Source organism: Ensifer sp. ZNC0028 (assembly GCF_000799055.1).
Taxonomy (GTDB): Bacteria; Pseudomonadota; Alphaproteobacteria; order Rhizobiales; family Rhizobiaceae; genus Ensifer.
Window position 1 is genome coordinate 64,080 of record NZ_JTLA01000066.1, and the last position, 26,998, is coordinate 91,077.

Annotated in this window: 30 protein-coding genes; 7 read left to right on the forward strand and 23 right to left on the reverse strand. The window is 60.0% G+C overall.

What is annotated here, in order from left to right; genetic code table 11:
- Positions 1–255 precede the first annotated feature (255 nt).
- From pepT to L981_RS15440, 7 genes are all read right to left on the reverse strand, one after another.
- Positions 256–1,479: a peptidase T gene (gene pepT, locus L981_RS15410; protein ID WP_043617705.1), complete on the reverse strand. Its 1,224-nt coding sequence runs from the start codon at positions 1,477–1,479 to the stop codon at positions 256–258.
- Between the two features lie 74 nt (positions 1,480–1,553).
- Positions 1,554–2,789, reverse strand: coding sequence for a CapA family protein (locus L981_RS15415; protein WP_043617708.1), 1,236 nt, complete (start codon positions 2,787–2,789; stop codon positions 1,554–1,556).
- 92 nt (positions 2,790–2,881) lie between these two features.
- On the reverse strand, positions 2,882–4,651 hold the full coding sequence (locus tag L981_RS15420; RefSeq protein ID WP_082006038.1) for an ABC transporter ATP-binding protein: 1,770 nt from the start codon (positions 4,649–4,651) through the stop codon (positions 2,882–2,884).
- Complete coding sequence (locus L981_RS15425; RefSeq protein WP_043617713.1) at positions 4,648–5,523, reverse strand: ABC transporter permease; 876 nt, start codon at positions 5,521–5,523, stop codon at positions 4,648–4,650. Before L981_RS15425 ends, L981_RS15420 begins: the two co-directional genes overlap by 4 nt.
- An 11-nt stretch (positions 5,524–5,534) precedes the next feature.
- Positions 5,535–6,512: an ABC transporter permease gene (locus L981_RS15430; RefSeq protein WP_082006039.1), complete on the reverse strand. Its 978-nt coding sequence runs from the start codon at positions 6,510–6,512 to the stop codon at positions 5,535–5,537.
- Between the two features lie 6 nt (positions 6,513–6,518).
- Entirely contained in the window at positions 6,519–8,120 is a 1,602-nt protein-coding gene (locus L981_RS15435) for an ABC transporter substrate-binding protein (RefSeq protein ID WP_043617716.1), read from the reverse strand.
- Positions 8,121–8,220: 100 nt separating this feature from the next.
- A complete protein-coding gene (locus L981_RS15440) occupies positions 8,221–8,766 on the reverse strand; it encodes a hypothetical protein (RefSeq protein ID WP_043617719.1) in 546 nt (181 codons plus the stop codon).
- Positions 8,767–8,883: 117 nt separating this feature from the next.
- Between L981_RS15440 and L981_RS33830 the strand changes: the two genes are divergently transcribed.
- Positions 8,884–9,132 carry a helix-turn-helix transcriptional regulator gene (locus tag L981_RS33830; protein WP_245281641.1) on the forward strand — a complete coding sequence of 83 codons (249 nt, stop codon included), beginning with the start codon at positions 8,884–8,886 and terminating at the stop codon, positions 9,130–9,132.
- Positions 9,133–9,648: 516 nt separating this feature from the next.
- Here L981_RS33830 and L981_RS15455 read toward each other — a convergent pair.
- The 7 genes from L981_RS15455 to L981_RS34540 form a co-directional block, all read right to left on the reverse strand.
- The gene (locus tag L981_RS15455; RefSeq protein WP_043617723.1) at positions 9,649–10,149 is read right to left on the reverse strand and encodes a thermonuclease family protein; all 501 of its coding nucleotides are present in this window, start codon (positions 10,147–10,149) and stop codon (positions 9,649–9,651) included.
- Complete coding sequence (locus L981_RS15460) at positions 10,149–10,907, reverse strand: SOS response-associated peptidase (protein ID WP_043617724.1); 759 nt, start codon at positions 10,905–10,907, stop codon at positions 10,149–10,151. The genes L981_RS15455 and L981_RS15460 overlap by 1 nt, the downstream gene beginning before the upstream one ends.
- Positions 10,908–11,252: 345 nt before the next feature.
- On the reverse strand, positions 11,253–11,657 hold the full coding sequence (locus L981_RS15470; RefSeq protein WP_043617726.1) for a hypothetical protein: 405 nt from the start codon (positions 11,655–11,657) through the stop codon (positions 11,253–11,255).
- Positions 11,658–11,914: 257 nt separating this feature from the next.
- Positions 11,915–12,145 carry a hypothetical protein gene (locus L981_RS15475; RefSeq protein ID WP_043617728.1) on the reverse strand — a complete coding sequence of 77 codons (231 nt, stop codon included), beginning with the start codon at positions 12,143–12,145 and terminating at the stop codon, positions 11,915–11,917.
- Positions 12,146–12,494: 349 nt separating this feature from the next.
- Positions 12,495–12,839, reverse strand: a complete 345-nt coding sequence (locus L981_RS34535) for a hypothetical protein (RefSeq protein WP_156134102.1) — start codon at positions 12,837–12,839, stop codon at positions 12,495–12,497.
- On the reverse strand, positions 12,832–13,143 hold the full coding sequence (locus L981_RS15485; RefSeq protein ID WP_245281642.1) for a hypothetical protein: 312 nt from the start codon (positions 13,141–13,143) through the stop codon (positions 12,832–12,834). The genes L981_RS34535 and L981_RS15485 overlap by 8 nt, the downstream gene beginning before the upstream one ends.
- A gap of 376 nt (positions 13,144–13,519) precedes the next feature.
- Entirely contained in the window at positions 13,520–13,684 is a 165-nt protein-coding gene (locus L981_RS34540; protein ID WP_156134103.1) for a hypothetical protein, read from the reverse strand.
- A gap of 397 nt (positions 13,685–14,081) precedes the next feature.
- Here L981_RS34540 and L981_RS36030 point away from each other — a divergent pair, with 397 nt between their 5' ends.
- On the forward strand, positions 14,082–14,276 hold the full coding sequence (locus L981_RS36030; RefSeq protein WP_052201814.1) for a hypothetical protein: 195 nt from the start codon (positions 14,082–14,084) through the stop codon (positions 14,274–14,276).
- Here L981_RS36030 and L981_RS33315 read toward each other — a convergent pair.
- The 9 genes from L981_RS33315 to L981_RS15545 form a co-directional block, all read right to left on the reverse strand.
- A complete protein-coding gene (locus tag L981_RS33315; protein ID WP_156134104.1) occupies positions 14,270–14,788 on the reverse strand; it encodes a hypothetical protein in 519 nt (172 codons plus the stop codon). The genes L981_RS36030 and L981_RS33315 overlap by 7 nt on opposite strands.
- A gap of 428 nt (positions 14,789–15,216) precedes the next feature.
- Entirely contained in the window at positions 15,217–15,525 is a 309-nt protein-coding gene (locus tag L981_RS15510; protein WP_043617737.1) for a hypothetical protein, read from the reverse strand.
- Positions 15,526–15,669: 144 nt separating this feature from the next.
- The gene (locus L981_RS15515) at positions 15,670–16,257 is read right to left on the reverse strand and encodes a GNAT family N-acetyltransferase (protein ID WP_082006040.1); all 588 of its coding nucleotides are present in this window, start codon (positions 16,255–16,257) and stop codon (positions 15,670–15,672) included.
- Positions 16,258–16,309: 52 nt separating this feature from the next.
- Complete coding sequence (locus L981_RS15520; RefSeq protein WP_052201824.1) at positions 16,310–17,458, reverse strand: hypothetical protein; 1,149 nt, start codon at positions 17,456–17,458, stop codon at positions 16,310–16,312.
- Positions 17,459–17,720: 262 nt separating this feature from the next.
- Positions 17,721–18,794 carry a class I SAM-dependent methyltransferase gene (locus tag L981_RS15525; protein ID WP_043617881.1) on the reverse strand — a complete coding sequence of 358 codons (1,074 nt, stop codon included), beginning with the start codon at positions 18,792–18,794 and terminating at the stop codon, positions 17,721–17,723.
- A 169-nt stretch (positions 18,795–18,963) separates the two neighbouring features.
- Positions 18,964–19,656 carry a LuxR family transcriptional regulator gene (locus tag L981_RS15530; protein WP_245281645.1) on the reverse strand — a complete coding sequence of 231 codons (693 nt, stop codon included), beginning with the start codon at positions 19,654–19,656 and terminating at the stop codon, positions 18,964–18,966.
- 871 nt (positions 19,657–20,527) lie between these two features.
- Positions 20,528–21,058: a hypothetical protein gene (locus tag L981_RS15535; RefSeq protein WP_156134106.1), complete on the reverse strand. Its 531-nt coding sequence runs from the start codon at positions 21,056–21,058 to the stop codon at positions 20,528–20,530.
- Positions 21,059–21,100: 42 nt separating this feature from the next.
- The gene (locus L981_RS34545; protein WP_156134107.1) at positions 21,101–21,634 is read right to left on the reverse strand and encodes a hypothetical protein; all 534 of its coding nucleotides are present in this window, start codon (positions 21,632–21,634) and stop codon (positions 21,101–21,103) included.
- 93 nt (positions 21,635–21,727) lie between these two features.
- Positions 21,728–22,123, reverse strand: a complete 396-nt coding sequence (locus tag L981_RS15545; RefSeq protein ID WP_043617750.1) for a hypothetical protein — start codon at positions 22,121–22,123, stop codon at positions 21,728–21,730.
- A gap of 169 nt (positions 22,124–22,292) precedes the next feature.
- Here L981_RS15545 and L981_RS15550 point away from each other — a divergent pair, with 169 nt between their 5' ends.
- The 5 genes from L981_RS15550 (at position 22,293) to L981_RS15570 (ending at position 26,967) form a co-directional block, all read left to right on the forward strand.
- Positions 22,293–22,484 carry a hypothetical protein gene (locus tag L981_RS15550; protein WP_052201817.1) on the forward strand — a complete coding sequence of 64 codons (192 nt, stop codon included), beginning with the start codon at positions 22,293–22,295 and terminating at the stop codon, positions 22,482–22,484.
- A 195-nt stretch (positions 22,485–22,679) separates the two neighbouring features.
- A complete protein-coding gene (locus tag L981_RS15555; protein ID WP_043617752.1) occupies positions 22,680–23,171 on the forward strand; it encodes an NUDIX hydrolase in 492 nt (163 codons plus the stop codon).
- Between the two features lie 286 nt (positions 23,172–23,457).
- Positions 23,458–24,402 (forward strand): TAXI family TRAP transporter solute-binding subunit, encoded by a 945-nt coding sequence (locus L981_RS15560; RefSeq protein ID WP_043617889.1) that lies wholly within the window; start codon positions 23,458–23,460, stop codon positions 24,400–24,402.
- Between the two features lie 79 nt (positions 24,403–24,481).
- The gene (locus L981_RS15565) at positions 24,482–26,605 is read left to right on the forward strand and encodes a TRAP transporter permease (protein WP_043617754.1); all 2,124 of its coding nucleotides are present in this window, start codon (positions 24,482–24,484) and stop codon (positions 26,603–26,605) included.
- A complete protein-coding gene (locus L981_RS15570) occupies positions 26,602–26,967 on the forward strand; it encodes a DUF1850 domain-containing protein (RefSeq protein WP_043617757.1) in 366 nt (121 codons plus the stop codon). The genes L981_RS15565 and L981_RS15570 overlap by 4 nt, the downstream gene beginning before the upstream one ends.
- Positions 26,968–26,998: the final 31 nt, after the last annotated feature.

The window sequence follows — 26,998 nt, forward strand, 5'->3', positions numbered from 1 at the left end:
CCGCAGCTTTAGCTAGCGGACCCTTCACGGGTTGATCGTGGAAGATCCGGAGCTGGGCCAGGACGCCATCACCGACAAGCGGGATTGGAACGCTCCCAATTGAAGACCCGGCTCAGCACGACCGTCGTTCTCTCGCACCGTTGCCGCGACAGTCACCAACCAAATGAGGCCAAAGCTCGATCAGCGGGTCACGCTCGATATCGTTTAATCTCCTTCGCCCCTGGTTGTTTTGAGGCGACAGATCCGGTTATGCTCTTAAGCCCCCGCCGCCAGCCGACAAATCCCCATTGCCACCTCGAACGACTGTTCAAACGCCGGTGCCGGCAGGAACTCGTAGCGCGAATGGAAGTTATAGGCGCCGGTGAAGAAGTTCGGCGTCGGAATGCCACGCGCCGAGAGCACGGCGCCATCGGTGCCGCCGCGCATCGGGATCAGCTTCTTGTCGATCCCAAGTTCGTCCATCGCCGTGAAGAGCAAGGAAACCGCCCGATCGTCCTTAGCCAAACTGGTGGCGATGTTTCGATAGGTCTCGGTGATCTGGTAGCGGACGTTACCGCTGGGGTAACTTAACCGGATCCGCTCCGCGATCTCGGCGATGCGCCGCTTGCGCTGATGGAACCCATCGGTGTCGAAGTCTCGGATCAGGCAGGTAAGTGTCGCCTCGCTGTCATTGGCGACGAGATCCTTGAACCAGAAGAATCCTTCCCGATCTCCGGTGTGTTCCGGCGCGTCGTTGCGGTCGAACTGGGCCATGAACTCGATCGCCATCGTCAGCGGGTTGACGAGATTGCCCTTGGCCGACATCGGATGGGCACTGACACCGGTAAAGACGATCTCGGCGGAGGCGGCGTTGAACGTCTCAAGCACCACTTCGCCCAGCTCACAGCAGTCGATCGTGTAGGAAAAATCGCAAGGAAACCGGGAGAGATCGAGCGCCTTGGCGCCACGCAAGCCGATCTCCTCGTCCGGCACGAAAGCGACGAAGACATCGCCATGCGCTTCGTTGCCAAGCCGGCCGAGCATAGTCATGATCACGGCAATCGCCGCCTTGTTGTCGGCGCCGAGCACACTGGTGCCATCACTGACGATGATGTCTTCGCCCTGCCAGCGGGCCATCTCCGGATGCTCGGCGACCTGCAGCCAGATGTCTTCCTCGGCATTGAGGCAAAGGTCCTTACCGTTAAAGCGCAGGATCTGCGGCCGGATGAACGGCGACAGCCCGACGTCGACGGTGTCGAGATGGGCGATAAAGCCGATCGCCGGCGCGTCGGGGCAACTGCCGCGTTTGAGACCGGTGACGATGGCATTTCCATCGACGACAACGTCCGCCAAGCCCAGCGCCCGCATCTCGTCGGCGAGCAGGGCGGCCAATGCCGCTTGACCCGGCGACGACGGCAGCGATTGCACGCGGCCATTGCTTTGGCTCTCGATCGCGGCATAGCGGAAGAAGCGGTCGATCAGTTCCTGGCGAACGTGCATGATGGTCCTCATGTGGGTGATGCGGGCCAAGACGGCTTCGGCCCGGTGATCTAGGCGGATAGGGATGCGACCGGCTAGACTCGGACGATGCCCACACCATCCAAGATCTGGATATCGGTGCCGAGCCCAGCCGATTGCTCCGCAAGCCGCGCCAGGATCCGCTCAGCACCGGCCCAGGTCGCAAGATGCGGCGCCAGACGCCGCTCCAGCACGGCGTCCTGCAGCCCTTGTTCGCCGCCGATGACGACCGGATGCAGTCTGATCTCGACGAGATGGTTGTCGGCGTCGAACGTCGGCGACGCCACGACGCTTTCCCAGACCTCCGGCGCCGTCCACGTCGACTTCTCGGAGCGCACATGGAAGATGAAGTTGCCGAGGCTGTAGAAGATCGGCCGGCCGCGATAGATCTCGATCGGCTGCAGCACCGGCGCACCGTGGCTGACGAACAGTGACGCGCCGGCATCGATGCAGGCGCGGGCGACACCACTCACCCAGTCCGGCACCTGGTACCAGTCGGACGCCCAATGATGATGGTGCAGATAGGCGACCACCAGCGAGCCATCCTTCGCCGCAGCCCTGATGGCGGCGAGATTCCTCTCAAGATCCGCCTGATCGATGTTGACACTGCGGCCGCAGCGCTCCGACCGCCGGAACACGGCACGGGCAATGGCGATCTCTGTCTCCGGGTCGAGGGTCGGGCGGTCATCCGGCTGGCTGTCATTGGCAAGATCGATCGCGGTGTAGCCGACCTGATCGCGGATGGCGGCCAGGTGTTCGAAGGCCGGACCGTCGACCTCGATCCTCTGGGTAATGCCGAGCCGATTGACGCCCGGGCGTGCCGGCCGGCCTTCCTTGCCATCGGCGGCATACATGAAGTCGGGACCGGGACCGCCGTCCATTGCAACGATGGCAATCGGCCGCCCGGATACCGTTGCACGGCTCGCTTGAGAGACTTCGCCCTGATCTCGACCGAGACCCGCATGCAGGAAGCCGCGCTTCTCGACCTCTTCCAGCGTCGAGAGCACGCCCGACGGACCAAGGTCGAAGGCATGATTGTTCGACAGCGACAGCGCGTCGAAGCCGATGCCCTGAAGGCAGTCGAGCACGACCGGATCGCTACAGCCGAAGAACGAGCCTTTCAGCGGCCAGCCACCGTGACGCCCAAGAATCGTGCCTTCGAAGTTGGTGAAGGCGAGATCGGCTTCACGCAGCAGTGACTGTACCTTGGCGAAGGCCGGGGCGCTGTTGCCGCGGATGTCGTATTTGATCAGCGATTGGCCGGTGAGAGCCAAGGTGAACCTGTCTTTCATGGAATTACCTTCTGTGGCGATGCCCGCCAGGCTTTGGGAGATTGTGGCGGGTGCAGCGATCGCGCGGATCCGTCCTGGAAGGAGCGCGCCCCTCAGCATGTGAAGCGCTCGGGGCGGGCGGCAATCAGGCTGCGGGTATAGGCATTGTCGGAGCGCGAGAAGATGAAGTCCGAGGACCCAAAATCTTCGACCCGCCCGTTCTTGAAGATGTAGACGGCGCTGCACATCGCCTGGACGATCGCCAGGTCATGGGAGATGAACACCATGGTCATGTCTTCTCCAGCGATGGTTTCCTTCAACAGCGTGACGATCTCGGCCTGCACCGAGACGTCGAGGGCCGATGTCGGTTCATCCGCAACGATGATCTGAGGCTTGGCAAGCAGCGCGCGAGCGATGCAGACCCGCTGCTTCTGGCCACCGGAGAGCTGATGCGGATGGCGCGACGACAGGCTCCGGGCGAGACCGAGCCGATCCATCATCATAGCCCTCGTCTCGGCAACCGGTTTGTCTCTTGATCCACCCGCCGTACTGAAGCGAATGCTTTCCTCAAGCGTCTCGCCAATGGTCATGCGCGGATTGAGCGAGACAGACGGGTCCTGGAAGATCATCTGCACCCGGCCGAGAAGACCGCTGCGCCGGCCGCTTGAGGCCGCCTCATAGCTTTGCTCGCCGATCACGATCCGGCCGTGATGGGCGCTGTCGAGACCGGCAAGGATGCGGCCGAAGGTGGTCTTGCCGCTGCCGCTCTCGCCGACAATGCCGGTGATCGTGCCGCGCGGCAGGCGGATGCCGACATCGCTGAGACCGAAGCTCGGGCGCTTGCGCCCAAGTCCCAAGCCGAAGCCGAAGCCCAATCCCTGCGGGGAAAACTCTTTCGAGATGCCTTCGGCCAGGAGTAGCGGGCGATCGACGCGATCGGCCGTTTCAGAGTTGACGGCATCACCCCTGTCGCCAGCGTCTGCAGTCGTGTCCTCAACCCTCGCTGCCTTTGCCGGGATGCGCAGCCGTGGCACGGCGGCAAGCAGCTTCTTCGTATAATCATGGCGTGGCTGATCGAGGATGATGTCTGTCGCATCCGTCTCGACCACCTGGCCCTTCTTCATGACCAGCACCCGGTCGGTGATCTCGGCGATCACCCCCATGTCGTGGGTGACGAGAATGACCGAGACACCGGTCTGATCGACGAGTGTTCTCAGCAATTGCAGCACCTGCTTCTGCACCGTGGCATCGAGTGCCGAGGTCGGCTCGTCGGCGATGATGATGTCGGGAGCGCCGGCAAGGGCGATCGCGATGACGATGCGCTGCCGCTGGCCACCGGAGAACTGGTGCGGGTAGTTGCCATAGCGCCGCTCCGGCTCGGGAATGCCGACCCGCGCCAGCAGATCTATCGCCCGGGCGCGCGCCGCACGTTTCGACAGAGCCCCATCGACCGCACGGCAGGTTTCCGCAACTTGCGCGCCGACGCTCATCAGCGGATCGAGCGAAGCGGTGTGATCCTGGAAGATCGCCGAGATCCGTTTTCCCCGCAGCGCCTCGCGCTCACTGGCGGTCATGGCGCCAAACGCCCGACCGTCGAAGCTGATCGTTCCCGACGTCTGCTGGAACTCCGGCGCAAGCAGTCCGAGGATGGCATTGCCGACCGTCGACTTGCCGGCCCCGGACTCACCGATGATCCCAAGGATCTCGCCGCGTCCAAGATCGAAGCTGACGTCGCTGAGGATCGTCGTCGGGCCGGCCGTGGAGGCATGGCGAAGGCTAAGGTTCTCGACCCGCAACAAGGGGAGTGCTGGCGGCGAAGAAGGCACTGAGGAGGATAGAGGCAACGTCGGTTGCAGGATGGTGTTTACGTGTTCCACTGTCATCGCGTCTGGTTCCTTGGATCGAGACTGCGGCGAACGTCCTCGCCGACGAGATTGATGGAAGCGATCAGGCCGAAGAGGGCGAGACCCGGAAACAGGCTGATCCAGTATTGGCCGGTCATCAGGTACTGGAAGCCGTTGGCAACGGCGGAGCCGAGCGAGGGCTTGTCGATCGGAACGCCAAGGCCGAGGAAGGACAGCGTCGCCTCCAGCGCCACCGCATGGCCGACCTCGATCGGGATGAGCGTGATGGCCGGTGCGATGCTGTTGGGCAGCAGATGACGGAAGATGATCCGGGAGGTCGGCAGCCGCATCAGCCGGGCCGCATCCATGTAGGGCTTCTTGACCTCGCTTAAGGCGACGCCACGGGCGATCCGCGCATAGGTCGCCCATTGCACGATGACCAGTGCCAGAATGATCCGGTCGATGCCCGGTCCAAGCGTGACGATGGCAATCAGCGCAATCAGGATGGTCGGCAGGCTGAGCTGCAGGTCGACGAGGCGCATGATGACGACATCGACCCATTTGCCGAAGTAGGCAGCACTCACCCCGGCGGTCAGCCCGATCAGGGCGGCAAGTGCGGAACTGACGATCGACACCACCAGGCTGATGCGCAGGCCATAGAGAATGGTGCTGACGATATCGCGGCCGAGGCCGTCAGTTCCAAGCAGATAGAGATAGCCGCCGCTTCCCATCGTTCCCGGTGGAGACGACGCCTCCCAGCCGAAGATCTGCAAGGGATCATAAGGGTTCTGCGGTGCGATCAAGGGTGCGGCAATGGCAACGAGCACGTAGCTCACGAGCAGGATTTTGGACAGGGTGAGCACCGGTCCGCGCCGGGGCTTCTTCAATGCGCTCAGGATTTGGGCTTTCATGACGGTCCCTCTCAAGAAGACAGGCGCACGCGCGGATCGAGCACGGCGTAGAAGAGATCGACGAGGGCGTTGAGCCCGACGAAGGCGACGGCGATGAAGGTGAGTGTCGCCATCACCACCGGCCGATCGAGCAACTGGATGGAGTCGATCAGAAGCTTGCCGACGCCCGGCCATGAGAAGATCGATTCCACCACCACGGCAAAGGCAAGCATGCCGCCGAACTGCAGGCCGATGATCGTCACGATCGGCACGCTGATGTTCGGTAGCGTGTGGCGCATCAGGATCCGTCGCGACGACAGGCCCTTGGCGCGGCAAAACCGGGTAAAATCCTGGCTCTCGACCTCGATCGTGCCGGAGCGCGACAGCCGCGCGATCAACGCGATGTTCGGAATGGCCAAGGCGAGCGCCGGCAGCACCAGGTGCCACAATCCGTTGGCGGTCAGCCAGCTCCAGTCTTCACCGAGGACACGCTCGGTTTCCCCGCGGCCACCGGAGGGAAACCAACCGGTGAGGATGGCGCCGACGAGGATCAGCATCATCGCCAGCCAGAATGAGGGAATACTCAGCGCCGACACGCTGCCGTTCAGCAGCGCCCGGTCGAACAGCGAGCCCACGCGCCGGCCGGCAAGAAGACCGAGCCCGGTTCCAAGCGGGGCTGCGATCAGCATGGCGATCGTGGCAAGTTCCAGGGTTGCCGGCAATTTGCTCATCACCAGCGTGAAGGCCGGCTGATGATAGATGTAGGAGGTGCCGAAGTTGCCACTGACGACATTGCCGATGAAGACGAGGTACTGGCGCCAGATCGGCTGGTCGAGACCGAGCGCGATGGTGGCCGCCTGAATGTCCTCAGGCGTGGCGGTTTCGATGTTGACGACGTTGAAGACCGGATTGCCGACGCTGTGAATGCCGATAAAGCCGATCAACGACATGGCGATGAGAAGCAGGAAGGCCTGTGACAGCCTTCCGAACACAACTGAGATCATGCCCATCAGCGCTTACTCCGTCGCAGCCTGCGTCTGCATCGCCGTCGTCCAGCCGCGCGGATGCATGACGTAAGAGCCGATGCGCGGGCCGTAACCAACGATGTGGTGGAAGTGGTAGAGCGGGATGATCGGCTGATCGGCCATCACCAGCTCTGTTGCCGAAGCCAATGCGGCATTGCGCTCCGGTCCGACGGCAATTCTCTCCGCCCTGGCCAGCATCTCGTCGAAGGCGACGTTCTGATACTTGCCGAAGTTCAACGCACCGGTTCCGCGCTCCTTGTTCGGTGAAGCAAGCAGTGCGCGAAGGATGATGTCGACGGCCTCACCGGAGGTGCCGCCATACCAGACGGCGTAGTCGCCGGCGGCCCGTTTGGTGTTGAACACCGAGAACGGCGCTGTCGAGGGCTGGGCGTTGATCCCGATGCGGGCCCAGCTCTGGGCAATCGCCTGCAGGCTCTCGGCGTCGCCGGGATAGCGCCCGGCCGGTCCGGCAAGCACCAGATTGAACCCATCAGGATATCCGGCCTTAGCCAGCAACGCCTTGGCCTGCGCATAATCCGGAGCCTCAGGCAACAGCTTGGCCGACGTGCCCGGCAGACCGATCGGAAACACTTGTGAGGCGGCGGCGCCATAACCGGCGAGGATCTTGCCTGCAAGAATGCCGCGGTCGGTGGCAAGCGCCAGCGCGCGGCGCACCTGCGGGTTCTTGAACGGGTTGGCGATCGGTTCTCCCGATTTGTCGGTCACACCGGGAAGGGTGTCGCGGGCCACATCGAACTGGACGAAGTTGATGCGGGCGGCACCGATACTGGCAATCCAGGCGCCGCGCTGCTTCAGACCGTCGACATCGCGGGCCGGAATGGCATCGGCGACATCGACCTCACCGGTGCTGAGCGCAGCCACACGAGCCGCCGGGTTCTCGATTACGCGGAACCCGACCGTCAGCCAGGTCGGCTTGCCGCCCCAATAGCCGTCGTTGCGGGTCAACCTCAGGCTTTCGCCGGAGCTCCAGCTGTCAAACCGGTAGGGTCCGGTGCCATTGGGCGCGGCACCGGAATTGAGCGCTTCGGTGGTCTCAAAACCCTTCGCCGGCTTGTTCATCATGAAGATCGACGAGAAGGTGAGCGGCAGGGTCGGGGCGGTACCGCTGGTTTCGATGACCACCGTCAGCGGATCGGGCGCAGAGACCGCCTTGATGCCGCTGACAGAGGAACGAAAGCCGCCGCTCGGGGGCTTCAGGAAATCCCGGATCCGCTCGATCGAGTAGACGACGTCCTGTGCGTCAAAAACCGAGCCGTCATGAAACCGGACGCCGTCGCGCAGCTTGAACTCCCATTGCGTCGAGGAAAGCGCCCGCCAGGAGATGGCAAGCCCGGGTTTAAGCTCGAGGCCCTCGTCCTGATACACAAGCCGCTCATAAATATGGGAAAGCAGCGAGGTGTTCTCGTTGAGATTGGCGTAGTGCGGGTCGAGCGTCATCAGCTTGTAGGAGGTGGCGATGCGCAGTTCGCCGGCTTCCTGCGCCCCGGCGGGCACAGACAACGACGCGCCGAGCGCGACGGACACGAGAAACGCCGACATCAAGCGCGGGCGAAAAGGTCTTCCCAGTTTCATGTGTTAGTTCCTTGTTGTTTTTGACAGAGTCAGAGGCTCGCGCCGAAGGGGCTTCGGCGCGGGGAAAATCAGCGGATTGTGTGAGCCCAAACGGGCGTGTTCAGCCGTCTTGCAACGCCGGCCGATGTTCGCGTTCTGGCGATCGAGCGGGCCGAGCGTCGACCGCATCGATCCGGAGAAGATCAGCGATCACCCCGCGGACCTGAGGCCATGGCTCGTCCACGCAGGTTGGCGAAGGCTGGCAGCGGTTTAGGATTGCGTCGAGTTTGGCAATTACGCCGGCGACAGACGACGCCGGGATCGGCCATAAGGCCTGGGCCGCCCGTTCCTCCGCCAGCGCTGCGCGGTCCTCTTCTTCAAGCGCGTCGTTGTAGGCGCGCGATTGGCTGTGCTCCGATAAGGGAACAGCTTGCGAAAACAGGGCGGTTTCGAGTTGTTGCTGATGGAGGGTCGATTCGCTCAGACGGTCCCAAGTGGCACGCCAATGCTGCCAGGCCGAGATCGCGGAGTCATTGACGTTATCGCTAAACCCCAGCTTTTGATGGGCCTCAACCTTTGGATATGTGGGTAAATACGCTGGCACAAGAGAATGAAAGTCTCCTCGCGTGACCGTAGACAAAGTTCTGCTATTGTCGGAATCAGCCATGATCCGAGCTCCTGACAGCTTAGGTTGTGGTCAGATCGAGCAGGTGTTCCCGCACCTGTTCGATCGACAGTTGCAATTTTTCCTACAAAATGTCGGAAGTCAATCAGAAAGTTTGCCTTGAGGAACGATCTCCTTACGATGGAACAGTGCCGTGGGGCGCGGGCGATGTTGGGCTGGAGTCAAGCAGAACTCGCCAAGGTTGCCAACGTGTCTCGCCAAACAATAGCTGATTTTGAACGGGGCGCTCATGTGCCCATAGCAAACAATCTCGCTAGCATCGTCTCAGCTTTTGAACGAGCCGGCATCGAGTTCATCCCCGAAAACGGCGGCGGCGTGGGTATTCGTTTCAAAAGATCGAGCCCGTGAATTCCCCCGTAGAACCAGCGCATCTCCGATGATCCCGCACCTGAAACGACCGGAGACGCAAAATTGACCGCGCTAACCGGAGCGCAAATACGGGCTGCCCGTGCGCTGCTGCGATGGAGCGCAAAAGAGCTTGCAAGAGAGGCTGCCGTAGGTGTCGCGACGGTGAGCAGGGCAGAAGTTGAGGATGGAACTACATCTCTTACGAGTGCCAACTTAAATGCGATTCGACAGGCGTTGGAAAATGCCGGCATTGATTTCATCGCTGAGAATGGCGGAGGTGTGGGAGTGCGATTTAGACAGTCGCTAAACCCGGGCGCCACGTGACGAACGTAGGCTGATCACTTCTGGTGCACAGCTGCGTGAAGCCACTATGATTTTTTTCAACCTCTGTCATCAATGGTCTGGTCTGTGAAGTCGAACGCTCAGACGCCTGGTCTCTTCTTGCTTAGGCAAGAGGGGGCCTTTTTATTATCGCCTCCATTATAGCTGCTGCGACGCTGCGCAGCATCCATTGCATCAACATGCAGAGGTGTGCTTCGTACGCTGCCCCCGAGCTTCGCAAGGTTGCTGAAACTCACCCTGCCAGATGCCAAGCTTTCGTTTCCGCGCGCGCTCCTGAACAAAGGCGTAGGCGCCGTCACTGTAGCGCGTCCAATCGACCGCAAATCCGTTCGCAACCAGCCACTCATTGACCTCTACGCCGTCGGCGCGGAAGCAGACGCCGACAAGGCGTTGGTACCTATCGCGGTCAACAATCTCGCAGCGGACGGGCCTCGAGGCAGCGAGAAAACGGTCGAGCGCAAGAGCGGCCACCCTCCCGCACCGGTAATCGCCCCCATCGTCATCCTGGCATTTCTGCCAACTCTCCGGCGCATCGACGCCGTGCAACCGTATGCGGGCGCCTGAGATTTCGATTGTGTCCCCGTCGATGACCGAGGCGCGGCCAATAACTGGCTCCTGGGCAACAGCCGCATCACAGCAGGAAAGCACTGCTGCGAGACCTGCGATCCACTTCATCACAGCAGCAGCGCCTCGGGTGCAGCAATCTGCTTCGGCTGATCCGCCACGTCGACAATCTTAAGCATACCGTCAGCCAACGGACGCTGCAGCGTGCGGGCATCCTCCCAAGGCGCTTTAAGCCAGGTTTCTACCTCGTCTTTAGACGACAGGATCACAGGCATGGCTTTTGGGTGGATAGCTTTGACGAGGCTGTTAGGCTCCGTCGTGAGAAAGGCAAAAAGGTCTAGGGTGACCAAGCCATCCTTGATCTTGCGAACGCTTGTCCAGTCCTTGAGCCAAATACCCGCGAAAAACATCAACGGCTCATCCGCGCTGCTGGCGAACCACGCGTTTGGCGTACGCCCGCCCTCCACTTTGCTTGCCGGATCCGGTTCAGCGAAGCGGGTGAGGGGAACGACGCACCGGTTCTGGACGGCAAGCCAGCGCTTCCAATGCTTGCTCGATGTATTGCGAACGTTGGTGGTGCCACCATCCGGCTCCATTTTCAGGAGCTCGTCAAAGTCGACGTCCTTTCCCTTTGCCCTCAGCTTGTCAGCACGCTTCTTGGCCGCCTCAAACAGCGCTTGGCTCGATGAGGGCATTCCCCAGCGCACCAGCGCGAGCTCGCGGCCATCCTCGTTGTTGCGAACGATCGGGGCATATTGGTCGGGATAGACGTCGATCGACGGCTGCAGGTTGCCGACCAGATCGTGGGTAATGGCAACAAAATCCCGGATCGCCTGCTGATTGGTCGTCAGATTATAGAGGTTGCACACGCGTCTTCTCCCTCAAAGGACGTCGTCTTTCCACACCGGCTTGCGGACAACCTTCACCCGGACAAGCTTGCGGATGCGGAGCTTCCCAATGTCATGGCCCCAGGGCAACTCGAAAATCGCCCTTAGATAGTCTTTGTTACCGCATTTCTCACAACGGAAGTTTGGCGCGATCTCATCTATCGCCACGTCTCCGCATAGCTTCAACAGGTCTCGACATCGATAGCGGTGTGCAATCCGACAGTACATGCAGTCGATCTTGACAATTTGGCCCGTTTCCTCGGCCTTCGATAAGGTATGCATGCGCTGCTGTCGGGTCAGTCCGTTCTGTTCCGGCACTGCATTAGCTCATTGTTGCGTTTGAGGGCCCAGTCCCGCGGCTCCTCCCGACCTGACGAACGTGCATTCGTACCTGGTTGTCAGTGCGGACAGCAGCGCGGACGTAATCACCTGCTTGGCATCGTCCCTCTTGGTTGCATCAACGCCCACGAGATGCTTCGCAATTGCCTCGGGCACGTTCCAAAGTTCTTCGGCCAACAGGTCTATTATTTCGCTTTCCGGCACCGTGACCCCATGTCGCTCGATCCGATGGTTCTTGCGGATGGCCTTGACGATCGCCGTCGCGATCCGATGCGCACTCGGTCTCTCGCGCTTGCGAGATTGCCCTGTGCCCGCCAGTGCGCGCTTTGCCGGCGCCGGTGTCGTCGTGAGATGGATATAGATGGCTTGATCGAGTTGATCGTGATTGGGCACAGGTCATCTCCCAGAGAAGAAAAATATCGATTTGTTTTGTGCCGCATTGAAAGAACGAGCGTCTCGGCTCGCGACGGGCGGTTTTCAGGCCTGTTTCGATGGTAACCAAGCCGGCGGCCGGTGTTCAAAGCAAAACCAGGCGGAAGGGCCTTTGCCGTTAGCGAAACCGAGGCCGCCCCACTTTTTGCAACCGGGATGCTCGCAGAGATGCACCCTCGGCCCCTCGAGCTTTTTCTTCGTGGCGGACGGATCATCGCTCAAGATTGATCATCCTTCGGTCGCTCTAAGCTGGGGCGCCATCCCCGAGCAAAGCCCACACTCATCGAGCCTTCTGCCAAGGCCACCTGTCGGCGAAGGTGCTTGCAGTCGTTCAGCAGAGTGCGGATGGTGGCATCCTTGTCGCCGTCGTGCCACGCTACGGCTGCGGCAGCCTCGTCCACTACCTCGATGTTTTCTTCAGTCTCAATTTTTCGCTGAGGGGCGGACATAGCTTCTCCTCTTCGGCAAGCAACCGAAGTTGTTCATTCGTCAGTTTTCAGGTTGGCGGCCGCATCGCCGTGGAATGTTCCTATTATGTTCCGGCGCACGGGGAGAGTCAACGCCCCACAGCCAAGGGTGCAGCGAATGCACCGAGGACCGTTTCGAATTGTGGATGGGTGCGCCGACGTTTTGGCCGGCTGCCACTGCACGGCTCAAAAATTAATGAGTGTATCTAGTGACTTAACTACATCGGTCGATACGATCCACTCCCATTGGGTGAATATGCGCCCTGCGGCTTTATCTATAGCCTATCAGAGCGGCGCCCTCAGTTAGACGACCTTGATGGCGCTTACGAGCCTACCTCGAGCCTCTACCGGATCGGTAGAGGCTCGCTTTTTTCAGGCGCTCAGTGGCGAGTTTTTCGGAGGGCAGTTCAATGTAGCGGCCGATCGACCAAAGGAATGGCTGGTCGGAAGGTCCGTCGTCGGGGTCATCGCTGTCTGTATCAAGGATACCGTCGCGATCTATTTCCTCGGTCTCGCCGTCTTCATCCTGGGGTGCTTCAAATTCCGGCACCGGCTCGCGCGGTTCGTGTAAGTCGCCCTTTCCGAGCGGGCAATCGTCGGGGAAATCGGTTGGCTCGCGTCCGTGTGCTGTCAGAATATTTGCGAAGCTATCGCTACTACCGCCTATGCTAGGCATCACCTTTCCCCATGCTTGTGGTGTTGCCTGTCGCCGAAAGTCCGTTGCTGCGAGGACAGCCGACGCGCACGAGGACCCGGTCCGCGCCGGCAATATCCTCAGCAATGCGGCGGACAAAATCGTCACCGCTACAGTGGCCGACCTGCCCCTCTATGACGATGGATCTTCCGAGCACTCTGAAGCAGAGATTTTGCGTATCGAAGGGTGCTTCGGACGCGAGGGCGAATTTGATCGAAGCGATCAGCCCTGAAACGTCAGCACCTCCGCCGCCCCGGCAATCGAATTCCGGTCGTATAAAAACCATGGGAAACTCCTTCTCGGAGTGTCAACTCACCGATACAGACCTTGTTCCTTGATTGCTTTCTAATTTATCGATGACAAAATAAGTGACCCCGAAACGCGACTAAGGGGCCATGAGAGTAGGTTGCAGCGCGGCACTGAACTGGACGGCAACGACCCGTCGACCGATCTTGATTGGCTCGGGATTGACAGCGTTGGATACATCCGCCGAATCCGGAAAGAGACTGGCGGCCCGACAGCTGGCACTGCTCCGGCTCGACCCCGCGAACCTTTCAAGGCCGTGCCGGCGGCGCGGAACGAGGGTTAGACACCGCGTGCGAGATGACTGAGATGATCGGGGCGTGGGGATTGGTGCATTCGGAAGGTGAAGACTGAGTAGCTCAGTGGAGAGGGGAGGTCTTGACATTCCGAATGATGGCGCCGGCCGCTTCCTCGAACATCTTCTCCTTGGCATCCAGCATGAACGACCGGTTACGCGCCAGTTCAATCAGCGCGTCGGCGACCTCGCGCTCGGTCCAGCCGGCGGCCTCGCCGTACTCGGCCACCGATTGGAAAACATCTCCATTGCCATCTGGCAGTCCAGATCTCGATCGGGTACAAGCCCGTCCGTTTCGGCGATACGTATCTTGGGCGCTTTGCCATGACGGACCTCCTTGGATCCGCAATAGAGCGCATTAAGCCATCCTCAAGCTTTCGCTAAAACGCTTGCGACTTTCTCGCGGTTCCGTGCGTTAATGCGGGACAGCGAAGAAAGCACTGTAAGCTCCGCCGGCCGATCCGATCCCTCCGGCGCATCGAGCCTTGCGTCGCGACCCTCGTCGACAAGCCGCCGAGGGGCCGGAATGGGCGTTCAAGGTGAAATGGGACGGTTACCGTCTTGCGGTCCACGTTGAGCCAGGCGAGGTGAGGGTAGTCACCCGCGGCGGTTATGCCGGCTAGGGCATGCGACCATCATCAGATGGCGAAGCGGTTGTTCTCAACGAACAGGGCCGATCCGACTTTGGACTTTTACAGCGCGCCGTCGGCAAGAAGCCTAGCCTGCACGACGCCGGCGAGAGCATTTCCTATGTCTTCGACCTGCTCTATCTTGACGGTCAAGACCTGCGGTCGGTGCCGGACAAGCCCAAATTTCATTGATCGCCGCGCGGCGCCTGGCGTTTGATCCTGGTGAGCATGGCCTCGACATCATCAAAGTTCCCGTCCGCCATGGCCCTGATATCGGTCAGATCGAGGATCGCGGCGGCGATTTCGACCTCCGACCAACCCTGATGCCCAGCATTCTCCATCAGCGCCGATAGCACAGGGCCGATCGCCCGTTTGCACCGGTCATGACGGCTTTGATCTCCAGTGATTCCGGTCGTTTGATCCTCCCACTCCTCGCTCTCCCAGTCGTCGATTTGGTGCCAATCCCTGTAGATGGGCTGAGCGAAGACGAGGAGACGCCAGCGCTCTACGTCACCAGGACTATGGTTTTCGTGCTCGTTGAAGCCAGGCAAAACATCTTCGTCTCGCACAACGATTTCGTGACCACAGGCAACGCAGCGGTAAATGCCGCCGTTCATGCCGACGGCGTCTCCGGCTTTGAATTCCTGGTCAAAGATGGGCGCCCTTGTGTGATAGAGGCCCTTGCGATCCTTGTACTGCGCCATCTCAACGGCTTTCTTGGTACGGAGGAACCTTTGAAGCGCTAAGGGACGCAGTCCCATCTACGACTTTCCGCGGGGCCCCCGACGGGTAACGGGAGAAGATTGCCTGAACTTGGCGAGCGAGCGCCTGAGTTTCGTGATGTTTTTAGTCACGTGCTCGATGATGAGCAAATGCTTTTGTCTGCCCAGCACGATGGCACTGCCGCACCTTTCACAGGGGAGGTGCTCGTCGTCCCTCACTCGGTCGACCGGTGTCCCGTTTTCGTAGCCGCACTCGGGGCACTCGACGTCGATCTCATCGCTAAACATAACGCTCCCTCGATTGAGAGCGGATACCAGCACGACTGAAATCGGGGAGCAATGGTTAGGCGCTTACTCAAATGGGGCTACGATTTCGCCGTAGCGATTTTTCGCCCGGTCGAACGCTCGTTCTATGGCCTTGGATACCCTGAGCCGCCCTCGACGACGAGCATGCGCAATGCCCGAATGATGCTTGCGGCATCGATCAGCGTATCTCTGATCTCCTCGAGCGATAAATCTCTCACGCGCGCAGATGCTATCCCCAAATCGATCACGACATCCGTTGCTCGTCTGTCGCCTGCAAGGCCGGCCTGCGCTCGCAGGCCGCGGATCGTGTCGATCGATCGATCGAAGAGCCGGCTTACTTCGTATGGTTCTAGTTTCTCCACCTCGTTGGCAGCTCTAACAAGTTCGGCAATAAATCCAGTCGTTTTAGACATTGCGATCCGAAAAACAAAACCGCATCAGGTCACGAGCCATGTTTTGCAGGCCCTGCGGCGGCTAAGAAAGAAGCCCCGCCATTGAGGCGGGGCGAGTGACGCACCCAAATGGCTCGATGGGCGCGGGGAAATCTCCAAGAAAAACTACTGGGGGGAAGGGGTAGGGGGGAAGGTCTGTTTCTGCGTTTCCGGTACGGTTTTGCCCAAAAGTTTTCCGGGACCGTACGGAGGCGCCAGGCGTCGGACCATGATCAATTCATCGTGTCTGCTGTCGTGACCGAGGAACCCGTCTGGAATGCGACCGACCGCAATGAAGCCATGACGCGCGTAAAAGTCTATCGCGGCTGTGTTTTCCGCATTCACGGCGAGCTCAAGCTGGAGGATTCCTCGGGCGAGCGCGTGCTCGGTCACAGCATGCAATAGATCGCCGGCAACGCCTGCCCGGCGTTCGCCCTTGCGGACATAGACGCTGACGAGCTTGGCGCGATGCACCATTTTCCTGGCACGTTCCAACCGGAGGCCCATCATGCCGACGGGTTGACCACCAAGAAAGGCAGCAAACACCGGCTGGTTCAGATGTTGGCGCCACTGACGGTCGGTGAGATGAACCCAATCAGCAAACACACTCGCATAGGCAAACGGCTCATGGGAAAGCGCCTCCAGGCGAATGCGCCGAAACACGTCCACGTCCTTGCCCGACAGACGTGTGATCACTGCGACGACAGTCGCCATATCGACCTCCCGAGGGTGCATCTTTATCGCGCCGCCTGGCGATACCCGCGCATCACAACCCCGACCACTGCCACTCGCTGGATCCGGCGCTGATAAGCCCCGCCGCCATTTGGTGTGAGAGATCGGTCCAGGCTTGATCTCGGGTGAAGCTGTCCAGATCCCCGGACGATTGTACAAGGGGCATCTCGGCGTAACGGGGAAGGGGTGTCGTGGCGCCTCTCAAAAGCTCGATCTCAACGAATGGATCCCCAGTATCGGGTTTCAACACACGGTGGCCCCAAATTCCGGGTCGATCGCCTCGCTGCAACTCGCGCAAAGTTTCCATCTCGTTCGACCGCTTAAATCCAACTGCTGCAAGGTAACGCATAAGGGGATAGTAGATGACCTGGCGACAGCCGCCGAGAACCCGCACTCCCGGCAAGATGGAGGCCACCAGGAAGACCAGATAAAGGTTCGGCATCAACTTACGCTGCCGAAGCGCCGCTGCGATCGTTTCCGGCCGGAACTCGATGTCGAAGTTCGACGCGTTCTTGGCTTTGAGCATGCTGTGGTCGAGGCGCAGCGGAACGATCCTGCCTCTTTCCATTCCCCAGAAGAAGTCCGTCGTTCGACGGAGCCACCCCTTCCAGGGGCCCGTGTCGATCCGGTCCATTGCAGTCAGCATGCTCTCGGCGACCTTTTCGTTTCCGACAAGCCCAACCGACATCCACGATCCGGCATCCTCAAGGTGGTCCGCAATCAGATCAGCGATATCAAAATCATCAAGCTGAAGCAGCTTGATAGAGGAGGGGAGTTTTCGGCGCCAAAGCAACTGATTGGCTGCTCGGATCGCGTCTGCCGCGGAAGCAAATTCATCGGTCGGAAGTTCGCCGAGGAGATGCGCCGCAGAGCTGTTCGGGGCCGATTCTCCTCGGGCGTTCGTCAGAGCGAACCGATAGGAACCGGTAGAGCCGCAGACGCAGAACGAATCCATTCGGCTCCGAGGCAGTCCGAAGAGGTTGAGCGGCTCACCTTCCAACCAGAGCCAGCCGGGACCTTTCTTTGCTCTTTCAGCAAAACTGACGGTCGAGGCGTGGTACGTGATGTGCCACTGACGCCGATGATTGTTGAGCCCAATGAGGCTGAACATATGGGTGTAGAAAGAATCCGGTTCGGTCAACAACAGGCAATGCGGGCCTGTCTGAAGTACCGGCGCCGTCATCAATTGCCGGCGCGCGCCTCGACCGTCCTCGGCACTATAGCCGGATCTCAGCGCCGCCCGCTCGATGCATCTGCCAAGGAGCTCGCCGGCGTGCCGGCGCACGGAGCTTTCAGCCTGGATTTCGCCAACACCGTAAGCGTGCGCCGCGTAGTCCTTCAGCGGACGCTCCCAGTAGGGGACGAGATGCGGCATCAGCTCTGACAATGCGCGCCGCACGTCGGCTGCGGCGCAATGCTTGCCGTCTGCAAAGGGAGGGATCATTTCAGGAGGCCAGGCGCTTTGGCGCAAACGGCACCATGGTGTTGGCACAGCGCCAGGCGAGATCAGGAGCCAAGGGCTCGACGTCAGTATCGACGATTGCGAAAGGCAGCCGCTCGTAACAGTAGCCCGGAGGGATTGCCGGTTTCGCCATCAACGAGACAAGCTCCAACAGGGCGGCCCGCGAATTGGACGATACGATGGTGTAGAAATTCCCGCTGTTCCAGGTCAGCACCGAGTAGCGAAAAAACGTCCTGAGAGCAGCGATGGTCGTCGCCATATCGACCTGAAGGCCGGTCATCGTGTTGAGGACCTGGTCCTTCTTGCTGGAGATGTCGCCAGGCGAAAAGAAGCGGGATTTGAAGACTTCGTCCTTTTGGCGCTCTCGCTGTTCGTAGATTTCGAGATCCTCATGCGCGAGCTTCTGCACCTGGACGAGGATACCGCCGGGACGGATGCGGGGAACAACGAACTCCAGCTGCTTGACGCGGTCGCGATCGTACATCTGAAACGTGGTATCCTCCAAGAGAAGGTCAAATCCGTCCCGAAATGAAAGGAGATCCGGATCCGTCGCGTATCTCTCGCCGGTGAGCTCGAAGAATGGCCCATGGAAAAACGATGCGTGGTCGCTTCCCCGGTTTGCCTCGAAAGCCATCCTGTTGGCGGCCGTTGGGCTGCAACAAAGCGCTTTGATACGACCATTGCCAAGGGCGGCAAGCGTGCGTGCAAGGCAGCCAGTTCCGGTGCCAAGCGTGTAGATTGTCGCCGGCGAAAGACCCCGCGCCCAGGTTCGCAGGGCAAAGGCGAGGATCGCAGACCCCAGACGGCCTTCCTCCTCCAGTCTGTAGGGAATGCTGGCGAAGTAGTGGTGATCGAAACGCCCCCAGAGGCGTCGATGGGTATCGGAAAAGACCGCCGCCTCCAGATCGAAGTCGAGCAGGCTCATATCAAGTTTCGGTTCAGCAAGGTCTGGAGCTCCGGTCTCACCGCTGGCGGTTTTTTCGAAGAATTCCGCAAACGATGTAAGCCGGGGAGCCCTGCGCCAGTGTTCAATCGTTGGGCCATCCACCTTTGCCATCTCCCGAGATAGCGGCGGGCGCAGTTTTTTGCTTGTGATCGCGCTGCCGCCGCTGGTGAATTTCTGGTCGTTGATGGTGAAGCCAGCCGTGGCACCAGCCAATCTATCGAAATCGGTAGGCTATTCTTTGGGGGAGGGACGAATCGAAGCCCGAGCGGGGCGGGACGGGTCAGACGCTGATCAACTCCCGATAGCTTGCCCTTGCAACAGCGTGATAGCTCGTGACAGCGCCGAGTTTCAGCCTGGCCGAACGAAGATACAGCCTGACGGCATTTTCCGAGATCCCCAGATCCGCTGCGATCTGTTTTGAAATCCGCCCTCTTGCAAGCAACTGCAGGCACTGTGTCTCCCGCCTCGACAGTTTGCGGGTGCGGTTTGGCTTTCGAAAGCCGATGGCGTGAAACACCGTCTCGTGCAGATGGTGGGACAAGATCTGTAGCTCATGAAGGCTTGAAGCGCGTAGCGACGACCATTCCCCTCTGGGAAGCTTCGAGGTCACGGAAAAAAGGCAGCGCTCTCCGTTCGGTGCTCGGATGGGGATCGTCAAACCTCGGGCGCCAACCCCGTGCGCGCGCGCTTCGCTAAAGAAGCGGCGGGCCCCGGCCGCGTGCCGATCAAGGGAAGACCAATCTACCGGAAGAAAGCCCCATCGCATCACGTCGATGACCGGATCTATGTTGAAGTATCGCTGATCGACGTAGGTTGCGGTCCAGCTTTCCGGATAGGTGGTGCAGTAATAGGGGAACAAGCTCGAGCCGTCCCCGCTGCAGACCACAAGGAAAGTCATGTGTGAGACACCGTAGCGTATGCAAAGTTCGTCCAGGACGGGGCAAAGATCTTCGCGGTGCTTGACAGCCCGCACTGCTTTTAGGGCGAGCGATAGTCTGCGATCCTCGACGGTAGGAAGTGCGGTCCGGTTTTCTGCCATTCGTCCTGCGCTACAGATGAGAGGCCTTAATCCTAAACGACCTTCTTCGGGCGCACAGTTGCAGAAATCATCAAAGCAAAAATCGGCGACTACGGGCGGGTTACTTCGTCCTTCCAGAGCGGACGATCCTCTCCCAAGCGTCTTCAGCGACTAGCCTGACGGAGGACCTGGGCGAAGCGAGAGGCGCAGAGACTTAACATGTTGTTTTAATTATATATTTATGTCGAAAATCAGATAACATAGGTTATGGAACTTCAGGGGAGCTTTAAGCATTCCACCCAAAAATCAACAACCTTCAACGTCGTCATTTCATATGGCCAAGGATGTTACGCACCTCGACCGCATATGAGTTGAAGCGCGCGACATCGGCTTACCTAGCTGCTCGATTGCCGCATCGCCCCGCCTGATCGGGATCGACAGAGATCGCCCAATCTGACCGTCGAACAACTGCATTGACGCTTCGTTGCGGTTCGCCAACGTCCTAGGTGACGCCGTGGTGTGATCGAACTCACGGTGCGAGGCATTCCTCGCAAATGCCGCAGCCGTCGGCGTCCATGTGCGAGGCGAGCCGCTTCTTTTGGCAACAGAGGCACGTCACCGTATTTCGGACGTCTCGTTCCTCACGCTTCGGAGGAAGAATTTCCATCTCGTAATCGGAACGTGAACGCGTTGCCAGTCGGTCCATCTCGAGGCTCCATGTCGAGGATCGCACCAGAGATAGGAAGCTTTAATGTCAGCGCAAGATACGATTGCGACGGCAAAGGGGGACGGTGACTGGGTCAACCCGCCCAATCTTCCTGTTTGCTTAAAACCGCTGGAGCATCTCTCTAAGCAACGCATTTTCCCGTCGAAGCCGTCGCGCCAGAAGCCCCTTCAGTCTGCGGTTTTCTTCTTCGAGCCCGGCAAGCTCGTCGACCGTGACTTGCGTTGGCGAAACCGTGGCCTCCCCTTGGGCGCGACGCAAGACACGCGGTCGGCGCGGACGCTTTGGAAGCTGTGGCGCGGCCAGAGTTGCCGACGCAATCTCGACCAACGGGATAAAAATTTCTTCGACGCACTGCGGCAGGACAGCTGTTTCCTCCGCCACGGCAGCAACGCTGCCGCTTTGTGAGCCTTGAGCCATCGTTCTTTCTACATCCGCGCTCGGCTCACCACTTTGCCGGGGAGCGGCGTTGCCCGTTTCACCGTCGGCGTCAAACAGATGCGGCTCTGAAACTTCGGCCTCGCGCACCAGCGCCTTCAGATCGGTGTCGCCCCAGATCGAGGTTGGCCGAACGGCCGACCGCCTGCGACTGGACTTCACTTCGACGATAAAATTCCGTTGCTGTGGCTTCATAGATATCCAAGGGTCAAGAGCGGCAAGTCGCGGCATCGCGCATCAGAATCGCTCGAGCAGCTTCCTGAGCTGAGCGTTCTGCAAAGACAGTTTTTCCGCGAGGTCCTGCCTTAGTTGCTTGATGTCGCCGTCCAGTGCGGTAGCTTCATCGAAAAATGCCGACTGCGGCACGTGGACGTCGGAGTTTGCTGCTCCATACTCGACCTTGGCGGCTACCGCAACTTCAGCGGCATTCGATTTCTTTGCTCGTATCTGCCGTCTCGACGGTTTTCTTTTGGGCCGATCGATCCGCTCGCTGGTATCGGCCGACTTTGGCGAGGCAGACGCCGTATTATCACCGGCAGGCACATTAGCAGCACTATTCGCCGCTTCAGCGCCCGGATCGCTTGCGACCTCAATTGGCGCCACCCCCAACGCAGTTGCTGGCTCGTCAGGTACTGAGGGGTCTATAGCAAAACCAGGGTTGGCAGGTGGCGCGTGCGGGTACTCCGTCTCGGGTTTCGTTGCTTCCTCTGCCGCTCCGGCAGCTCTGCCTCGCGACGCCAGATCAAGCAAGAACTTCCATGGTGATTTCATGACGCCTCGTCACCCTGGGCATACGACGCCCATCCCAGATAAATGTGAGGACGATGGCCGATCGCGCAACCGATCGGCCTTTCACGACGTGCTTCAAGCAATTCCGAGCCGCTTGCGCAGATCGGCATTCTCCGCCCGCAGCTTCTCACTGAGCGCCTTGCGCAGCCGCGCATTCTCTTCCTCGAGCTGAAGAAGATCCGCGATCTCGCCCAGCACCGAGAGTGGCTCCTTCGCCGACGATTTCGACGCAGTGCCTTTTTCGGTGTTCTTCGCCATACCCTTTTTCTTAGTGACCTCCGGCACTGCCACGGCCCGTGCCTCCTTGGGCTTGCGGCCCCGCTTGGCGGCCGGCGCGACGCTTGGCTCTGAAGTAGACACGTCCGCTACTTTCTTCGCCCGCGGTCCGCGTTTCTTCGGCGCCGTCACCTGTGCCGGAGCTGTTGCTTCCGTGACGACGGCGGCGTCATCAGGTTTGTTTTCGTCTGACATGCGTTTTTTCCCTCTCATAATCTGTTCGACTCTTCCAACGAGCAAGGCCCAGTGTCAATGAGCACGCTGGCAACACCGTCGAGACTTCGTTAATACCGACGCCACGTCGCGTGACGCTGGCGTGTGAAAAAGGTCAAGGTCACGACCGCTCGGCCAAGACAGGACGCGAATGACAACCCGTAAAGACATCGCCGATCGTGTCATCGCCAAATGGCGCGATCAGAATTTTCCGATCGATGACCATCCTGAATTCCATGCTCTCGTGCAATTCTGGATCAACGGCGACATATCCGTCGACGATATGAGGCGCCGTTATCTAATGCTGCTCCAGGAGCGCGATAGCTTGAAAACGTGCGAGTGAACGCCCGCAATTTGGAATGATAACGTACTGGCGGGCGCTCGGCATAGCTTTGCCGGCATGCCCCCTCATGCGAACCCGAGGGCATGACGCCGCCTTGGGAACAGAGAGCCCCTTCAGACGTTATCTTTTGTTTTCAACCCGCAAGAAAGGGAAGCTACCGGGAGGAACACCGGTAAGCTCTATCGGGTGGTACCCGTGAACCTGTTAGGCCAGATCGCCTCCGACCTGAACTTGATGCTTCGCCGCCCCGCGCGAATGCAGTACGCGGCCCTATGCTACCGTCTTAACAATACGAGCGCTCCGGAGTTCCTCTTGATTACGAGCCGGGACACGGGTCGCTGGGTCATTCCAAAGGGATGGCCGATGAAGAGAAAGAGCGCCCATGAGGTCGCAGCCCGCGAAGCTTTTGAAGAGGCCGGCGTGAAAGGCAGGTGCCAGATCGCCCCCCTCGGCCACTATTTTTACAGGAAGCGAATGGACGGCGGTTTCAACATTTCTTGCAGGGTTCAGATCCACGCTCTGGAAGTCGTCCAATGCTGCGCAAACTTTCCTGAGAAGGGCCAGCGACGATTGGCATGGTTCGACTACAGGGAAGCGGCGCGGCGCGTGGTCGAGCCCTCTCTGCGCGACCAGATGCTTCGCTTTGGCCAGGCCTGCGCTTCTCGGCTTTTGATCAGCCGGAAGTAACCGAAGTCCGAGGTCCCTGGGAGGGACATTGCACTCCCTGACACGGAGAAAACAGGAGCGAACGGGTTTCGCGCTCAGGAGATGCGCTTAACAACCGGACGGCAAAATTCTGCCGCAAGACGCACGCTTCGGCAATTTCTTGCCGGAAGCCGTCAAGATGTGGGGAACCTTTCCCTGAAGAGCCGCCGTGTTTGAGTTGGCCCAGTTCTTGCTGACACTTTCAATCGGATGCAGACGGGAGACACTGCGTCACGAACAAACGGGAGGAATTTGCATGAAAAATGCCATGAAACGGGCCGCGATCGCGGCGCTGACAACCATTTCCATTGCCACGACCGCTGCTTCAGCGCGGGCCGACGAATTCGTCAACGTTCTGACCGGCGGAACTTCCGGCGTCTACTATCCGCTCGGGGTCGCGCTATCGAAGATCTATGGCGAGAAAATCGAGGGTGTCCGCACACAGGTCCAAGCGACCAAGGCCTCTGTCGAAAACCTGAACCTCTTGCAGCAGGGCCGCGGCGAGATCGCCTTTGCACTTGGGGATTCCGTCAAGCTCGCCTGGGAAGGCAATGCCGAGGCGGGCTTCAAGGCGCCCCTCGACAAGTTGCGCGGCATCGCCGCGATCTATCCGAACTATATCCAGATCATGGCGTCGAAGGAATCCGGAATTGCGACGCTTGCCGACTTCAAGGGCAAGAGCCTTTCTGTCGGCGCTCCGAAATCGGGGACCGAGCTCAACGCGCGCGCGATCCTCGGGGCAGCCGGCATGAGCTATGAGGACCTCGGAAAAACGGAATACCTGCCGTTTGCCGAGTCCGTCGAGCTGATGAAGAACCGTCAGCTGGATGCCACGCTCCAGTCGGCAGGCCTTGGTGTTTCGTCGTTCAAGGATCTTGCGACTTCGCTCGACGTGCAGATGGTTTCAGTTCCTGAAGATATCGCCGCCAAGCTCGGCGCGCCCTATATCGCCGCAACCGTTCCGGCCGGTACCTACCAGGGTCAGGACAAGGACGTCCCCACGGTTGCCGTCGTCAACTTTCTCGTCACACACTCGCAGGTGTCCGACGAGACCGCCTATCAGATGACCAAACAGCTTTTCGAGAACCTGCCGGCCATGGCGGCCGCCCATAAGGCTGCCGAGAAGATCAAGCTTGAGGATGCGGTGAAGGGCATGCCGATCCCCCTGCATCCGGGTGCGGAGCGTTTCTACAAGGAAAAGGGGCTGCTCTAACAGCCTTAACATCGTCCGTGCGGTGTTGGAGGATGCCGCACGGACGTGTGCTTTCCCAGCGGATATATCGGGAGGAAACATGCACGATACCATGACACCGGCCAGCGGCCCGGCCGTCGATCTCACGAAGCACGATGCGCTCGCGGGTGGATTTCCAAGGACAAGCGAAGGGCGGTTGCTCTTTGCGATCGCCTTCCTGTTTTCCATCTTTCAGATCGCCACGGCCGCCCATCTGATCGATCCACCGAGCCAGCTCGTGCGCGCTATCCACGTCGGCTTCGTCACGGTGTTGATATTCCCGCTGCTCGCCGCCATGACCGGCAAGGGTAAAGTAGCACGCATAATGGCCTGGGGTTTGTCGGCGCTGGGAATGAGTGTCGCGTTTTACCAGTGCTATGAGTATGCGGATCTTCTGGTGCGGGCTGGCGACCCGCTGCCGATCGATATCTTTTTCGGCGTGCTCGGCATTGCTGTCGTCTTTGCCGCCGCGTGGGCACTGATGGGCCCGGCGCTGCCCGTCATCTCCGGCATATTCCTGGCCTATTGCCTGTTCGGCGAGTACCTGCCCTCCCCGCTCGATCACCGGGGCTACGGTTTTTCTCAGGTCATCGACCACATGGCCTACGGCACCGAGGGCATCTACGGGATCCCGACCCTGGTCTCTTCAAGCTACATCTTTCTGTTCATCCTCTTCGGCGCCTTCCTGGAAAAGGCGGGCATGATCCAGCTCTTCAACGACGTCTCTCTCAGCCTGGTTGGTGCACGGCGCGGCGGGCCGGCGAAGGTATCGATCATTTCTTCCGGACTGATGGGCACGATTTCAGGCTCTGGCGTGGCCAATGTCGTCACGACCGGGCAGTTCACCATCCCTTTGATGAAACGGTTCGGCTATCGGCCGGCCTTTGCCGGCGGTGTCGAGGCGACCGCCTCGATGGGCGGCCAGATCATGCCGCCGGTGATGGGGGCCGTGGCCTTCATCATGGCAGAAACGCTTGGTGTGGAGTATCACGAGATCGTCAAGGCGGCGCTCATCCCGGCGATCCTTTATTTCGCTTCCGCCTTCTGGATGGTGCATCTGGAGGCCGGAAAACAGGGGCTGCTTGGACTTCCGAAAACCGAACTTCCTTCGGCGCGTGCGGCAATCGCCAAGGGCTGGTACCTGATCCTGCCGCTTGCAGCGCTCGTCTGGCTGCTTTTCTCTGGCTATACGCCGCTGTTTGCCGGCACGGTTGGCCTCGGCTTCACGTTGCTGCTCATCCTTGGCAGTTCACTCGCGCTCGGGATCAGTTCAACGATCATCCGCGTCATTTTCTGGGTAGGCCTCGGCCTTGTCGCAGCCGCATTCTTCCAATTTGGCATCAAGATCATCATGGTCGCACTGACCGCGCTCGTCCTTGCCAACGCCTTTCGCCAGGGCGGTAGAGAAACGCTTCTAATCTGCCGCGACGCGCTTGCCGAGGGTGCCAAGACGGCGCTGCCAGTGGCGATCGCCTGCGCACTCGTCGGCATCATCATCGGCACGATGACTTTGACGGGTGCCGCAAACACCTTTGGCCAGTTCATCGTCTCAGTCGGCGGCAAAAGCCTCTTTCTGTCCCTGCTGCTGACGATGGTCACCTGCCTTGTCCTTGGCATGGGCATTCCCACGATCCCCAACTACATCATCACCTCGTCGATTGCCGGCCCCGCACTTTTGGAACTCGGCGTGCCGCTGATCGTCAGCCACATGTTCGTGTTCTACTTCGGCATCCTTGCCGACCTCACACCGCCGGTCGCACTCGCCTGCTTCGCGGCTGCGCCGATCGCACGCGAAAGTGGCCTTAAGATTTCGATCGAGGCGATCAAGGTTGCCGCCGCCGGGTTTGTCATCCCGTTCATGGCGGTCTATTCGCCCGCGCTGATGCTTCAGGACGGCGGCCCGCTCGCGGCGAGCCTCGGCTACCCGGCAGCGGTCGCATACATCGTCTTTAAGACGGCTCTTGCCATCGGCCTTTGGGGCGCTGCGGTCATCGGATTTGCAGCGGTTCGGCTTTCCGCGTTCGAACGGGCGCTCGCGACCGCTGCGTCTTTCAGTATGCTTGCAGCCCTGCCGGCGACCGACGAAGCAGGCTTCGCACTCGCAGCCGTCTTCGCGATTCTTGTCTGGCGAAAGGCCAGGTCTGCGAAAGTGGAACCGGCGGCAAGGACGCCGAAAACGACATGAGCGCCCTGCTTTGCATCACCGGCGGCAAGGCGATCACGGTTGCAGCCGGTCTCTTTACCCTTGGCTGGACTCATTCCGTAGAAAGGACGGGCTGGCAGGAGAGTTGGGCAATCACCGCGGATGGGTTGGTTCTACAGGAGGCCCGTGTCAAGGGATCGGGGGCCGGGATGGAGCCCGGCGAAGGCGCCCGGTTGGAAGATGGCTGGTGGGTCTGGCAGCCGCACCTGCCGCCTTTGCCCGAGCTCGTGTTGGCCGCTTCAGGCGCCACTCTTTCCGGTTGGACGCTCTGCGATATCGGTAGCTGTATCGAACTTGGCCGGCGGGGCGGCGAGCCGATCGTGCTTCGTCCCTGCAGCCAATGAGGAGTGCCCGGCAAAACGTTCGTGCTGAGGA